Annotated in this window: 13 protein-coding genes; 1 reads left to right on the forward strand and 12 read right to left on the reverse strand. The window is 58.7% G+C overall.

Annotated features, from left to right (window positions below; all coding sequences use genetic code 11):
• Positions 1-2: 2 nt before the first annotated feature.
• On the forward strand, positions 3-1,109 hold the full coding sequence (locus G547_RS20820) for an ABC transporter ATP-binding protein (protein WP_051235150.1): 1,107 nt from the start codon (positions 3-5) through the stop codon (positions 1,107-1,109).
• A gap of 107 nt (positions 1,110-1,216) precedes the next feature.
• On the opposite strand, the gene G547_RS0109295 is transcribed toward G547_RS20820, so the two are convergent.
• From G547_RS0109295 to G547_RS0109350, 12 genes are all read right to left on the reverse strand, one after another.
• Positions 1,217-1,996 (reverse strand): PhzF family phenazine biosynthesis protein, encoded by a 780-nt coding sequence (locus tag G547_RS0109295; protein WP_027329625.1) that lies wholly within the window; start codon positions 1,994-1,996, stop codon positions 1,217-1,219.
• A 3-nt stretch (positions 1,997-1,999) separates the two neighbouring features.
• A complete protein-coding gene (locus G547_RS0109300) occupies positions 2,000-3,520 on the reverse strand; it encodes a fumarate hydratase (RefSeq protein ID WP_027329626.1) in 1,521 nt (506 codons plus the stop codon).
• A gap of 182 nt (positions 3,521-3,702) precedes the next feature.
• The gene (locus G547_RS0109305) at positions 3,703-4,512 is read right to left on the reverse strand and encodes a hypothetical protein (RefSeq protein ID WP_027329627.1); all 810 of its coding nucleotides are present in this window, start codon (positions 4,510-4,512) and stop codon (positions 3,703-3,705) included.
• 139 nt (positions 4,513-4,651) lie between these two features.
• Positions 4,652-5,239, reverse strand: coding sequence for a superoxide dismutase (locus G547_RS0109310; RefSeq protein ID WP_027329628.1), 588 nt, complete (start codon positions 5,237-5,239; stop codon positions 4,652-4,654).
• A 220-nt stretch (positions 5,240-5,459) separates the two neighbouring features.
• Positions 5,460-7,109 carry a chaperonin GroEL gene (gene groL / locus G547_RS0109315; protein WP_027329629.1) on the reverse strand — a complete coding sequence of 550 codons (1,650 nt, stop codon included), beginning with the start codon at positions 7,107-7,109 and terminating at the stop codon, positions 5,460-5,462.
• 73 nt (positions 7,110-7,182) lie between these two features.
• The gene (groES, locus tag G547_RS0109320; RefSeq protein WP_027329630.1) at positions 7,183-7,473 is read right to left on the reverse strand and encodes a co-chaperone GroES; all 291 of its coding nucleotides are present in this window, start codon (positions 7,471-7,473) and stop codon (positions 7,183-7,185) included.
• A 192-nt stretch (positions 7,474-7,665) separates the two neighbouring features.
• The gene (locus G547_RS0109325; protein ID WP_084645830.1) at positions 7,666-8,715 is read right to left on the reverse strand and encodes a DUF481 domain-containing protein; all 1,050 of its coding nucleotides are present in this window, start codon (positions 8,713-8,715) and stop codon (positions 7,666-7,668) included.
• A gap of 57 nt (positions 8,716-8,772) precedes the next feature.
• Positions 8,773-10,131, reverse strand: a complete 1,359-nt coding sequence (locus G547_RS0109330) for an AmpG family muropeptide MFS transporter (protein ID WP_027329632.1) — start codon at positions 10,129-10,131, stop codon at positions 8,773-8,775.
• A gap of 35 nt (positions 10,132-10,166) precedes the next feature.
• Positions 10,167-10,652 carry a YajQ family cyclic di-GMP-binding protein gene (locus G547_RS0109335; RefSeq protein WP_027329633.1) on the reverse strand — a complete coding sequence of 162 codons (486 nt, stop codon included), beginning with the start codon at positions 10,650-10,652 and terminating at the stop codon, positions 10,167-10,169.
• 25 nt (positions 10,653-10,677) lie between these two features.
• Positions 10,678-11,520 carry a regulatory signaling modulator protein AmpE gene (ampE, locus tag G547_RS0109340; RefSeq protein ID WP_027329634.1) on the reverse strand — a complete coding sequence of 281 codons (843 nt, stop codon included), beginning with the start codon at positions 11,518-11,520 and terminating at the stop codon, positions 10,678-10,680.
• Positions 11,517-12,074 (reverse strand): 1,6-anhydro-N-acetylmuramyl-L-alanine amidase AmpD, encoded by a 558-nt coding sequence (ampD, locus tag G547_RS0109345; protein WP_027329635.1) that lies wholly within the window; start codon positions 12,072-12,074, stop codon positions 11,517-11,519. Before ampD ends, ampE begins: the two co-directional genes overlap by 4 nt.
• A 78-nt stretch (positions 12,075-12,152) precedes the next feature.
• Complete coding sequence (locus G547_RS0109350) at positions 12,153-14,546, reverse strand: DUF1631 domain-containing protein (protein ID WP_027329636.1); 2,394 nt, start codon at positions 14,544-14,546, stop codon at positions 12,153-12,155.
• Between the last annotated feature and the right edge of the window lie 195 nt (positions 14,547-14,741).

Here is a 14,741-nt window from a genome sequence, read left to right on the forward strand (position 1 = left end):
CTATGACCGCACTGCTGGACGTCAATGAAATTCGCTGCGGCTACGACGGCGAAGCCGTTGTCGACCGACTGTCCTTTGCGCTGACCGAAGGCGACATCTGTTGCCTGCTCGGCCCCAGCGGATGCGGGAAGACCACCGTGCTGCGCGCCATCGCCGGGTTCCTGCAGCCCGATGGGGGCGACATTCACCTCGACGGGCAACTGCTCGCATCCGGCACCCGCTCACTACCGCCGGAAAAACGGCGCGTGGGCATGGTCTTTCAGGACTATGCGCTTTTTCCCCACCTGAACGTGCGCGACAATCTGACCTTCGGCCTGAAGGGACACAGCGCCCGAGAAAAGTCCCGGATCTGCGATGAGTTGTTGCAGCTGGTCAAACTGGAAGACCTGGGCCACCGTTTTCCCCACGAACTGTCCGGCGGCCAACAGCAGCGCATTGCCCTGGCCCGCGCGCTCGCGCCCGAGCCCAAACTGTTGTTGATGGACGAGCCTTTCTCCAGCCTGGATGTGGAGTTGCGCCGGGCGCTGGCACTGGAGGTGCGCGCCATCCTGAAGGAGCGCGGCATTACGGCGATCATGGTCACCCACGATCAGTCCGAGGCGTTTGCCATGGCCGACAAAATCGGTGTACTGAATGCGGGCGAGCTGCAGCAGTGGGATACACCGTTCAACCTTTACCACGAACCGGCGACCCGTTTTGTGGCTAATTTTATCGGTCAGGGTGTGTTCCTGGCAGGCTCTCTGCTGAACCGGAACACGGTGCGCACTGAGCTGGGGGATATTGAAGGCAATCGCTGTTATGAGTGGCTGGAAAATACGCCGGTGGATATTCTGTTACGCCCGGATGATGTGATTCACGATGATAGCAGTGATAAGAAGGCGGAGGTGATTGCCAAGGTGTTTGCCGGTACGGCGACGCTTTATACGCTTCAGCTGCCGACCGGCAGTCGTATTCAGTCGGCCTTCCCGAGTCACCACGATTACGCCATTGGCGAGCATGTCGGTATTCGCCTGGAGGCCGATCATCTGATTGTGTTTCGGCGCGAGGAACAGGCGGTTGGGGGCAGTCATTATGGATTGGAAGCGACGTCGGTGGAGTCTCAGCAGTAAAAGGTACAGTGGTGGTAGGTGGCGCTTCGCTTACCTACCCTACTCAACATCCGCCTCACTGCGTATCTGTAGGGTTGGTAAGCGAAGCGCCACCTACCGTTTAAAACTTATAGGGACCACTCCGCTGTCATCACCGTCACCGCCTGCCCCAAAAGCGTCACGCGATCTCCGCTTACTTCACAGTCAACATCCCCACCGCGTTTTGAAATCTGGCGGGCGCTGAGTGTGTTTTTGTTCAACCGCCTTTGCCAATAAGGCGCCAGCTGGCAATGGGCCGAGCCGGTGACCGGATCTTCGGGGATGCCGTATTTGGGGGCGAAAAACCGGCTGACAAAATCTTTATGATCACCGGGTGCAGTAACCATGACACCGCGTCGATCCAACTTGCTGAGCTCGGTCATATTCGGGCCGAGCGCCCGCACCTGCGCTTCGGTTTCTACGACGACCAGATAATCCACGTTGGCTTCGACGGCTTGAGGCACCAGCCCCAGTCCGTTTATCAGCACCTCTGGGGCGTCGACCGGTTGGGTGGGTTGGGCGGGAAAGTCCATCGCCAACCGATCGCCCCGCCGTTCGACGAACAGGTCACCACTGCGAGTGCTGAACCGAATGACGGGTTTAGCGTAGCCCATGTGTTCAAACAGCGCATGGGCGGTGGCGAGCGTAGCGTGCCCGCAGAGGTCGACTTCCTTGGTGGGTGTCAGCCAGCGCAGTTGGAAGCCGTTCCCGTCCGGCACAAAAAACGCCGTTTCGGAAAGGTTGTTTTCCATCGCGATGGCCTGAAGCAACCCCTCATCCAGCCATCGCTCGAGCGGAACGACAGCGGCGGAGTTGCCCTCAAAAGGACGAGTGGCGAAAGCGTCAATTTGGTATTGGAGTAAGGCCATCGGCTACACCACTTTGATCGCTTCTTCCTCGATCTTGGCTTTCCAGATTTTCGGGCCGCTCTGGTGAACGGACTCGCCTTTGCTGTCGACCGCGACGGTGACCGGCATATCCTTCACTTCAAACTCGTAGATCGCTTCCATCCCGAGCTCCGGGAAACCCAGCACCTTGGACGACTTGATTGCCTGAGAGACCAGATAGGCGGCACCGCCGACAGCCATCAGGTAGACGGATTCGTTATCGCGAATCGCTTCAATGGCCAGCGGACCTCGCTCGGCTTTACCGATCATACCCAGCAGACCAGTCTCTTCCAGCATGGTGCGGGTAAACTTGTCCATCCGTGTCGCCGTGGTGGGACCGGCGGGCCCGACCACTTCATCGCGCACCGGGTCCACCGGGCCCACGTAATAGATAAATCGACCGGTAAGATCCACCGGCAACTCTTCACCCTTGGCGATCAGGTCCACCATTTTCTTGTGGGCGGCATCGCGGCCAGTGAGCATTTTGCCGGAAAGCAACAGCGTGTCCCCCGGCTGCCAGGACTTCACATCTTCCGGAGTGACGGTGTCCAGATTTACGCGGCGCACGCTGTCGCTGACTTCCCAGGCGATTTCCGGCCAGTCATCCAGGTTCGGCGGGGTCTGTAGTGCGGGTCCCTCGCCGGTCAGCGTGAAGTGGGCGTGACGGGTCGCGGCGCAGTTGGGGATGATGGCCACGGCTTTGTTGGCAGCGTGGGTCGGGAAGTCTTTGACTTTCACATCCAGAACGGTGGTCAGACCACCCAAGCCCTGGGCGCCAATGCCCAGTTGATTGACTTTTTCGTACAACTCCAGGCGCAGTTCCTCGGAACGGGTGTCGGCGCCCTTCTCCTGTAAATCCTGGATATCCACCGGATCCAGAAGGGCCTCCTTGGCCAGAAGCATCGCCTTCTCGGCCGTGCCCCCGATGCCAATCCCCAGCATGCCCGGAGGGCACCAGCCAGCGCCCATTTTGGGAACCATATCCAGCACCCAATCGACCACAGAGTCGGACGGGTTCAACATGGCGAACTTGGTTTTCGCTTCACTGCCGCCGCCCTTGGCTGCCACGTGGACATCAACGGTGTTGCCCGGAACAATGTTGTAGTGAATCACCGCAGGTGTATTGTCCCCGGTGTTTTTGCGGGCCCCATCGGGGTCATCCAGAATGGAGGCCCGAAGGACGTTGTCCGGATGATTGTAGGCGCGGCGCACGCCCTCGTTGACCATGTCGGTCAGGCTCATCTGCGTATCCCATTGAACATCCATACCAACCGTCACAAAAACAGTGACGATGCCGGTGTCCTGGCAGATGGGGCGATGACCCGTGGCGCACATGCGCGAGTTGATCAGAATCTGGGCCATGGCGTCCTTGGCCGCAGGGTTGGCTTCCCGTTCGTAGGCACGGTGCACGGCCTGAATGAAATCAACGGGGTGGTAGTAGGAGATGAACTGAAGCGCGTCAGCCACGCTGTCGATGAGGTCGTTCTGGCGAATCACGGTGGTCATGGATCTCTCTCTACAGCTGTAAACGGTACACGAATTTTACCGCAATTGTGAGGGGTTTGCTGCAAAGCGGGGCTTTCCTTTCCCGTCGTGCGCTAGCGTCGGCGAGTCGGCGGCACACGGGAGCAGCGAGCCAGTCCCTGTGTGCGTTGGGCATCAGGGGCTGGCTGCCGCGAGAGGCAGTTTTACGGAGAAGAGGCGCCGGACAATTGCTCCTTGATAGCCAGAATATCCCGGTTGATGCTGCGGCGATAGGCATCAATGGCCTTGATGGCCTCCTCGTTGGTCTCAACCCGACCCGCCAAGCCGCTCAACTGGCCCAGGCGGCTCTCGAGCTGATCCACCTCCTCGGCCAGGTTCTGCAGGCGGGTTCCCTGTTCTTTAAGGGAGCCAGCGGCTTGTCGTAGCTGCTCAATCGTTTCATTAACGCCGCTGAGCTGGCTCTGCGTCTCGTTCAGCGCCGAGCGCAATTGGCCCACAGCCTGCTCAGCATTGGACGCCGTTTGCTTGACTGACGACAATTCGCTACGCAGGCTTTTTACCGCTTCGGTGTTGGCGCTGATGTTCTTGCGGTTAGTGTCGTAGGAGACGCCCCAGAGTTTGCGAATTTCCGAGTCCGCCCACTCAAGCTTTTCCTGGATCTGATCCACGTATTCGCTGGACTCACTGGAAGTGATGGCAATCCGCTTCTCCAGTGTCTCCAGGCGCTGATTGGCCTGGGTCAGGTTTTTTTCCGCTTCCACCCATTTCCAGCCGAGAAATCCGCCACCCGCCACGCCGATCAGTGCTACGACCAGTGCTGCCATGGCCAGCCCATTGCCGCCGCTGGCCGGCTGAGGCGGTCGACCAGAGGGAGGTGGCGCACCGGGGCCACCGCGGCGAGGGCCTTTGGGACCACTGCCGCCTGTCGGCGGCTGTTGCGACCGTTGCCGGGCGGTCACTTCGTCTTTCTCCGGCTTGATGCTGCCGGAAATCGTCGGCTCTTTGCGTTCCATAGAAACACCTGATTTCACTCGATTTTGAGTGCGTTTATAGCAGGTCTGGCGCCGAAAAAGAAGGGATCGGGTCTTATCCTGGACAATACGCACCCATAAAAAAACCCCGCACCGGCGCGGGGTCTCTCGTCAGAAAAACTTACTTGTTGAAGTTTTCGTTGACGAAGTCCCAGTTGACCAGTTTCCAGAACGCTTCCAGATACTTGGGACGAGCGTTGCGGTAATCGATGTAGTACGCATGCTCCCACACATCCACGGTCAACAGCGTGGTGACGCTGTCATCGGTCAGCGGGGTTTCCGCATTACTGGTGTTAACGATGGCAACGGAGCCATCGGATTTTTTCACCAGCCAAGTCCAACCCGAACCGAAGTTACCGGCCGCCTGGGCTGAAAAATCTTCTTTGAACTTGTCGAAAGAACCAAAAGCGGATTTGATTGCGTCAGCTACCGGACCAGTCGCTTCGCCACCACCATTGGGGCTCAGGCAGTGCCAGTAGAAAGTGTGGTTCCAGACCTGGGCGGAGTTGTTGAACAAGGGGCCCTTGGGCGCGGTCTTGATGATCTCTTCCAGGCTCTTGTCGGCTTCGGGCTTGCCTTCGACAGCCGCATTCAGCTTGTCGACATACGTCTGATGGTGCTTGCCGTAATGGTATTCCAGGGTTTCCTGGGAAATGTGGGGCTCCAGGGCATCTTTTGCATAAGGCAGCTGGGGTAATTCAAAAGCCATAGTCGTTCTCCTGAACACGGTTGAAAAAATGAAAGGCGGCAGGGTGATCCCACTGATTTGCCGCTAAACCCTCTCTGTGAACATGGCTGTGCTCACAGGTTCAATGGATCGCCAGTGGATCTGGCTGTTGGTATGAAATGCTACGTCTTAAAAATGACAGTATAACATTGAAACGCAAAAGGGCGGGCCAAGGCCCGCCCTCTCGGGGCTGTGGGGCTGCTTACATCATGCCGCCCATTCCACCCATGCCGCCCATGCCGCCCATATCGGGCGCGCCACCGGATTTCTCGTCATCCGGCTCATCGGCAATCATCGCTTCGGTGGTGATCATCAGGCCAGCCACGGAGCCTGCTGCTTGCAGAGCGGTGCGGGTGACCTTCGCCGGATCCAGAATCCCCATTTCCAGCATGTCGCCGAATTCGCCTGTAGCGGCGTTAAAGCCGTAAGCGCCTTCGCCTTTTTTCACCTGGTCGACCACTACGGACGCCTCGCCACCGGCGTTGGTCACGATTTGACGCAGCGGTGCTTCCATGGCGCGGCGGGCGATCCAGATACCCGCATTCTGGTCTTCGTTGTCGCCTTTCAGACCCGCAATAGCGGCAACCGCGCGTACCAGCGCTGTACCACCGCCGGGAACAACACCTTCTTCGACGGCAGCGCGAGTGGCGTGCAGAGCATCTTCAACGCGCGCTTTCTTCTCTTTCATTTCCATCTCGGTCGCAGCGCCGACCTTGATGACGGCAACGCCGCCGGCCAGCTTGGCCACGCGCTCTTGCAGCTTCTCGCGATCGTAGTCAGAGGAAGTGTCTTCCATCTGAGTGCGAATCTGGTTCACACGCGCTTCGATGTCGGCGTTATTGCCGGCGCCGTCAACGATCACGGTGTTCTCTTTGGACATGGTCACACGCTTGGCGCGGCCCAGGTGCTCCAGAGTCACGTTTTCCAGATCCAGACCAACCTCTTCGGAGATCACGGTACCGCCACTCAGAATGGCGATATCCTGCAACATGGCCTTGCGACGGTCACCGAAGCCCGGAGCCTTGCATGCGGCCACTTTCACAATACCGCGCATGTTGTTGACCACCAGGGTAGCCAACGCTTCGCCTTCCACGTCTTCGGCAACAATCACCAGCGGCTTGTTGGCCTTGGCGACGGCTTCCAGAGTGGGGAGCAGCTCGCGGATATTGGAGATCTTCTTGTCGACCAACAGGATGTACGGGTCGTCTTGTTCGACGCTCATGTTGTCCTGGTTGGTAATGAAGTAAGGAGACAGATAGCCACGGTCGAACTGCATGCCTTCCACGACGTCCAGCTCATTTTCCAGGCTGGAGCCTTCCTCGACCGTGATCACGCCTTCTTTGCCCACTTTCTCCATGGCCTTGGCGATCAGCTCACCCACGTCGGAATCGGAGTTGGCGGAAATGGTGCCGACCTGGGAGATGGCTTTGCTGTCTTCACAGGGCTTGGACAGTTTGCGAATCTCTTCAACGGCAGCGACAACGGCTTTATCGATGCCACGCTTGAGATCCATGGGGTTCATGCCAGCAGCAACGGATTTCAGACCTTCGGTCACGATGGACTGAGCCAGTACCGTTGCGGTCGTGGTGCCGTCACCGGCGTCGTCCGAGGCGCGGGAAGCCACTTCCTTCACCATCTGGGCGCCCATGTTCTCGAACTTGTCTTTCAGGGTAATTTCCTTGGCGACGGACACACCGTCTTTGGTGACGGTCGGGGCGCCGAAGGACTTTTCCAGAACCACGTTACGGCCTTTAGGGCCCAGAGTGGCTTTTACGGCGTCGGCCAGAACGTTGACGCCTTTGAGCATGCGCTGACGGGCGCTATCGCCAAATTTCACTTGCTTAGCGGACATAATGTTTTCCTTCCAATCAACTGTTCAATAACAATTCGGTTAGGGACTTCTTAAGGGTCAGGGGGCCGGGCGCTTACGCCAGCACCGCCTTGATATCGCTTTCGCTCAGGATGACCAGCTCTTCGCCGTCAACCTCAATGGTGTCACTGCCGGCGTATTTGCCAAATACCACAACATCGCCGACCTTCACGTCAACCGGACGTACTTCACCGTTGTCCAGTACGCGGCCATTGCCCACGGCGACGACTTCACCCTGATTGGGCTTCTCTTTCGCGGAACCCGGCAGAACGATACCGCCGGAGGTTTTCTCTTCCTCTTCCTTGCGGCGAACCACAACGCGATCGTGTAAAGGACGAATTTTCATGGACTTTTATCTCCAACTAGCGTGTTAAACACTGAAATTAGCCGGGTTGCCCCGGAGTGACGTTAGATTGCGGCCGGAGCCACTTTGCCCAACTGGCTGATCGCCAGCGGGGCGAAAAACCGATGTGACAGGTAAGTGGGGATGGCTTGAAGGGATTTCAACGGGCGAGGAGGGATTTTTTTGCCTCTGGGGCTACCACTCGTAGCTCAGGCCGACCACCAAACGGATGTCCTCGCGTTCCGTGCCCGGCTGGGGGTCATTGTCCACCTCATACTCCAGCTTGGTCTCGGCGTAGACCTGGGACACCAGCATAGAGTTCAGGCCGGTGGAGCTGGTCAGTTGCCAGTCCTCTCCGTAGTCGAAAGAGCGGACAAATTCATTGGTATGAAACAGCGATACCCCAAGCGGCAACTTGTAGCGGAAGTCGGTTCCTACGCGCCACGCAATACGTTCCTGTGTGCGAACAAAATCCGGTGCCGGATTTTCCGGCACCTCATAGGTGTCGGCGACCAGCACCAGCCCGGCGGTCATCGACAAGGCGGTTCTGTTGTTTTCCCAAAACTGATAACCCGTACCGGCTCCCACGTTGTAATAGCGGTCCAGAGCGCGGAGTTCGTCCCGACCAAAACGGGCCTCAGAGTGCAGGAACCAGCGCTCCCGGAAGAACCAGTCCAGCACGTAGCGCCCCGCCCAGCGTACCTGGGGCTCGCTATCACCACTGGAGAAACTGGCGTACTCAAAAGCGCCGGTATGACGCCAGTCCACCTTGCGATACTCGAGGCCGGTGTTGAATTTCCAGTCGTTGCGGGTCTCATTACCGCGGGCGTAGGTACCGGATACATTGACTCTTCCCGCCAGGGTCGTGGCCTCGCCGGAGCGGAACTTCTGGAAAGGAATCATCATGGCCAGTGAGACCAGCGGTACTCTTCTGGGCACGACATCGTCCCCGCAGGAATACACCAGATGTTCGGCCTCCATACCCTGAACCAGGCAGGGTTCACCCACTCCGTTGATTTTCAGCGGTTTGGTGGTCTGCAGGTTGTAAATGTCGGCTTTGGGGATCGTCAGGCGGCCGAGGGACTCAGACTCCCAGACCACGGAGTCTTCATTGGCGGAGATAAACTCCCCCGCCAGGCGGTCGCCGTTCTGCAGCTCCAACAAACCAGCCGAGGTCTGTGCAGACGCCGCAAGCAGTAGCAAAAGCCACCATCGACATTGTTGAATCAGTGAAATCAATGGCATTCGACGTGGGTGTTTTCTCTCGAAGGAGGCGCACTTTACCACAATTGAGCCGAGCGACTATATCGACCGGGTTCGGTTTCGGTGCATCAGCCAAAATATGAGCACGATGGCCGGCACGCCCAGTAATCCGGCGTAAATAAAGAACCAGAAGAAGCCGTATTGCTCCACCACAATACCGCTGAAGCCGCCGATGACCTTGCCCGGCAGAGTCATCAGGGAGCTGAACAGCGCGTACTGGGTCGCGGTATAACGGCTGCTGACCAGGCTGGACATCCAGGCGATCAGGGCTGCCATGGCCAGCCCGCCACAGAAGTTTTCGCCACTGATGGTGATCACCAGCATCCACAGTTCCGGCCCCACCAGCGCCGTCGCGGAGTACAGGAGATTGGTGGCTGCCGCCAGGATCGCGCCTGCCGCCAGAATCCGGAGCAGTCCAAACCTCGGCACGAGAATGCCACCGGCCAAGCCCCCCACCACCGTCATCAAGGCGCCGTAAATACTGGTGATGTTGGCGATTTCTCCTCGAGTAAAGCCGATATCCAGGTAGAACGGCATGGCCATGGACGCCATACTGATATCGGTGATCCGAAAGGCGCCCACAATCAGCAACAGCAATACAGCCTGGGCTCCATAACGTTGTATGAAGTCCACAAAGGGGCAGACAACGGCTCCGATGAGCCAGGCCACAGCGTGACGAATCGGGCGAGGGACATGGGCACTGCGGGCCAGGTAATCCTGCGCCCGTTGTTCCAGAGACGCCGCGTCGGAATGTCTCTCCACCTCCGGCTCGCTGGACAAAAGCACGGTGATCATACCAATGCCCATCAGCAGCGCCATCACAATATAGGTACCCGGCCAGGTCACAAATGACACCATATGCAGCGCGCCGGCACTGGCGACCAGCACGGCCATGCGGTAACTGAAGACGTAGGTCGCCGACATGGCCGCCTGGCGCTCCACAGAGACCGCTTCAATGCGCCAGGCATCGATGGAGACATCCTGCGTGGCCGAGCTGAAAGCCACCAGCAACGCCAGCAGCGCCATCTGCATCAGGCTGTCCGAGGGATCGGTCATCGCCATGCCGACCAAACCGCCGGCAATCCCCACTTGAGCCAGCAGCATCCAACTGCGTCGGCGCCCGAGTAGAGCGCCGAGCAACGGAAGCCGCACCCTGTCCACCACCGGCGCCCAGAAAAATTTGATGGAGTAGGTGATGCCGATCCAACTGAAAAAGCCGATACTGGCTTTGGCCACGCCGGCCTCATTCAACCACGCGCTCAGGGTCGAGAATACCAGCATGTAGGGTATACCGGCGGAGAACCCCAGAAACGCCATGGAGGCGACACGGGGGTGCAGATAAACGCTGAGAGACTCCCGCCAGGAGCGACGGGGGGTTTCGGTGCTCGGTTCAGACATGCGGTCGCTCGGTTGGTGAAATGGGCCGGGGCGCTTCAGTCGCGAAAGTTGGTAAACTGCAGAGGCATGTCAATGCCCTCAGCACCGCGCAATAGGGCCATCACTGCCTGCAAATCATCACGTTTTTTACCGGTCACCCGCAATTGGTCGCCCTGTATCTGGGCCTGCACTTTCAGTTTACTTTCCTTGATCATTTTCACCATTTTTTTGCTCAGCTCGGTCTCCAGTCCGGTACGGACCACCACGTCCTGCTTGACCTGCTTACCGGCGGTGGTCGGGTCCTGAAGATCCAGACACCCGATATCCACGTTATTCTTCACTAACGTGCCCTGGAAGATGTCCAACATTTGCTGCAGTTGGAAGTCGGCCTCCGCCGTCATGGTGACCACGAAATCCTTTCGCTCAAACCGGGCGTCCACTCCCTTGAAATCATAGCGGTTGTCGATCACCCGGTTGGACTGATCCACGGCATTGGTCAGTGTGTGTTTATCCACCTCGGAAACCACGTCAAAAGACGGCATAACATTTCCTCTATAGCAATTGTCTTCAGGCCAAAAGCGTAATCAGGGCCAGCACGCAGACCCACAGCAACAGTGAACGGGAAAACAGGGGCTGGCCGGCGCGAATCATATCCGAATCCACTTCGGCCGACCCGGGCTGGTCACTCTGGGCTCCCAACGCTCCCAACATTTGATCGTAAAGCAATGCGGCCGAGCTCTGCTGACGGTTGAACAGATCTCGTTGGCAGCGGAAAAAGCAACGCTCAAAATCCCCCGCCATGGCCCAGGTGAGCCCCATCAGACGTACGGCCGGCCACTCCAACAGCCACAGCCAGCGCTGCGCGGCTCGGGAGGCGTGAGCCTGGCGATAGAGAACACTCAAGCGATAGAGCAGTGCCCCCGCCGGCCCCAGAACCACAAACCAGAAAATCACCGCGAACATTCGCTCGAAACCGCCGTAGGCAATTGCCTTGAGTGCCTGGCGATGCAGCTCGGGCCAATCCTCCGGATCGCCGTCCTCGGCCGCCACGCCCTGCAAATCCGCCAAATGCTGGGCCGCGCTGACCGAATCGCCTCGCTCGCTGGCATCAAGGTAGGCCCTGACCTGGGAGGAAAAGTCCCCGCGCCCCAGGCTGTAGAGCAACACCGGCACCGCTATCAAAAAGCCGAGAATGGCGGAAACCTGCGAGACCACCCAGGCGTACAAGACCCACAGTACCAGCGTGGGCAGCAAAACGGCCATTAAAAGGTGAGCCTTGGGCCGACGGCTGAATCGCTGCTGGTCGAGCCATCCCAGGTACCGATAAAAAGCGCCATCTTTTTGCAACGGTGCGCCTGAGCCCCACCATTGCACCAGGGCCAGGACCAATAAAATACTGAGAAAGATCATAAGCGTTGTGCCAACTGTGCGCGAAAATAGTCCCAGTCAAAGGCGGGGCCGGGGTCGGTTTTTCGCCCGGGAGCGATGTCCGAGTGCCCGGTAATCCGCTCCGGCGTCATTGCCGGGTAACGGGATAATAACAGACCGGCGACCTCGGCCAAACGCTGGTACTGGGCGTCGGTATAGGGCACCTGGTCAGCGCCCTCCAGCTCAATGCCGACACTGAAGTCATTGCACTCGTCCCGGCCCTGAAACGTCGAAGCCCCGGCATGCCAAGCCCGACGATCGAACGGCACGAATTGGATGGCCTCCCCCTCTCGATCAATCAACAGGTGAGCGGACACTTTCAGGTCCCGAATTTGCTCGAAGTAGGGATGGCGGTTCACCGGCAACTGGTTGCAGAAAAACGCTTCGATATACCCACCACCAAACTCGCCGGGAGGGAGGCTGATGTTGTGCACAACCAGCAGGCTGATGGCTTCGCCCGCGGGCCGGTCATTGTAGTTGGGGGAAGGACAGCGTCGGGCCGAAGCCAGCCAACCGTCCTGAATGGGTTCGTTCACAGGCCCTCCGGATCATTCCTGAGCGAATGATACAGGGCCTTGAGCGCTAGTGCGAGGGAGCGCCAGGGCGGCAGCCAGTTAGCGGGCCCGGGTGCTCCGCAGGTTGCCGATCACCGCTTCGAGAGCGCGATCAAACAACATGCCGTCATCCAGAATTCGCAGCCGGCCGGATTTCAGCGCGAGGGCAAGGCCCTCGCGGGTTTCCTCGGCCACCTTCATGCCGGAGCGGTTGACGAAAATGTACTTGCCTGTAGGTTTGATCATTGCTGCCAACCGACACCGGTACGTCTGCCCCTGACTATCCTGCATCTCGAACCAGCTGCCTTGGGTCAGATTGGCCACTAATGCCAGATGGGGGTCCGATGGCGAGAGCGGCTCATCCTGCGGGGGTTGGGCCTGACTCAGGGCCGAAGCTTCAATCGCCGGCGCGCTGGTCTCGGGGCCAGTCTGGGGTTCAGGGCTGGATTTGCCGCCCGAGGCAGACTCGGTGGTGGGTTCGTCCACTACCTGGAAAACAGGCTCGGCTTCAGACGCAACCGTTTTCTCGGGGCTTGGTTCTTCTACTGTACGAGACGACGGAGTCGGCGGGCGCTCGGCCTCCCGGCGAACGGGCGCTTCTGGAGCCTGTTTTGTTTCAGAGGGAGCCGGCTTGGCGGCCACCCGTAGGCGGGCCAGGTGCAGTTTTTCCAGCTGTTTGAACAGCTGGGTCATGTCGTAAGGGTTGTAGGCAATGGACTCCAGCCCCGAACGCAAACGCGGCAGCAGTTCGGGCACCAGTTTGAGCAACTTTTGACGATTGTCGCGATCCATCGGCGCGGTGGCACTCCACACCAGGCGTTTGGCGGTTTCCAATGCATCCGCCCAGTCATCGCTTTCAGTGCCCTGCTTCAGGCAGATGATAAACAACACCTTCGCCCAGGCATCCTGCAACAGTTGCTGCGCCGCTGGTTCCAGCGCTTTGCCGCGTGTGAGCTGCATCAGCGCCGCGTCCACCTCGGCGCGTGCACGCTCGGCCCGGGCTTTGCCATCTTCGGCATCCAGCGTACGCTGCTCCAGAATTTTGGCGCGCCGGCGCTCTTTCTCCTGGTAGGTGCGGAACTCGAGCAGCATCTGGTCAAAAATCCCCACATCGCTCTCAAATTCTGAGAGAAGGGTCTGAACGATCTGCTCCATTTTCTGGTAGAGGGTGTCCTTTCGGCGCCCCTCTTCACCCGTGTCCTGCCAGCCCAAGGCCGCCATTGCCAATTCATTCAACAACCGACGTGCGGGGTGTCCACCCTTGCTGAAAAACGTCTTGTCGGCAATTGCCACTTTGACCAGAGGGATCTGCAGACGGCCGAGCATCGCCTTCATGGGCGAGGCCAGGTTGCGGTCATCAAGGATAAACTCAAACATCATGCTGACCAGATTGATGACGTCTTCGTCCACCTGGTTCAGGCTCTGGCGCCGATTGTCCTCCACCAGGCCGCGCAGCAACTGTTGCACATTCACTGGATTACTACCCGGTTGCGTCGCGCCCCAGTCCCGCTGTTGGGCTTGTGACAGCAACTGAACAAGGTCCTGGGTATTCAGCTCTTCGCCGCTGCTACCGCCCGTACTCGCCGAGCTCCCCTCGCCTTCAGCATGGCCTTCCTGGCGACTGGAAAGCAGATCTCGCAAGGTATGCAGTACCTGGTTGGCTTCCTCGTCGCGGCTCGCGCGCTCCTGGCTCGCCCGCTGCGCCGAGGCCGAGCGACGCGCCTTGCCGACCGGAGCGCCGGCCTTTAACGAAGGCAGAATATTGGCGTCAATCAACTGCTGGTTCAGGGCCTGATAGAGCTTGCCCAGCTCGGAAACGACCCACTTGTCGAACAGCTTGAACAGTACCAGCTTGGCTTTGACATCAATCTTGAGTGCATCGGCGGACTCGGTGAAGCTCGTACAGATGGCGTCCGCCCCGACCGGGTTGTTCTTCTGATAAACCTTGACCGGTACCAGCTGGTCCATGCGCAAAGTCAGGTGTTGAAGGGGTTCGGCAAATTGCTCATTGGCCTTGTTGACCATGCCCTCGGTCGCTACCAGCTGTTCGAGTTCATCGTTCTGAACCAACGTCAGTTCGTCCAACGAAACCTCGTCATCCGGCTCACGTCGCTTGGGGGCCGCATTGGGGTCCAGAAGGCCAGCAAACCCCTGATCCAACCGGTGGAAAAAACGTTGCTCGATGCCGCGGCGCTGAAGGCGCACTTCACGCATGGAGTCGAAGTACAGGTTCTGCTCCTGATTGCTGGTGGCCTGGTCGGCCAACTCGAACAGAGAGTCATCCGCCCGATCGAACAGCTCGCGCAACAAGGATTGCAGTTGCTGGCGAGCTTTGTCGCGCACGCTGTGCATAGCCGCGGGCAGGCGCGCCAGCGATACACCCGCTGGGGCCTGCCGACGCTCGGGATTGAGCGGGACGACATTTTCACGCTGAGGATGCACGGGATCGGTCATGTCGATTTACCTGACGGAGAAGACGACTGTCGAGACTATTTACAGTTACTGCATTTAGTATACCCGGGATCACGACACATCCCAGTGACAAATGGTAATATCGAGACCCCTATCACATATTCGGCTAACTGCCTCTTTTTCTTAGAAAAGATTGATTGGTCGTTCCCTGAAACCGGGGGTTGTTGCTATAAAAAC

The sequence above is a fragment of the Marinimicrobium agarilyticum DSM 16975 genome (genome assembly GCF_000423345.1).
GTDB lineage: Bacteria > Pseudomonadota > Gammaproteobacteria > Pseudomonadales > Cellvibrionaceae > Marinimicrobium > Marinimicrobium agarilyticum.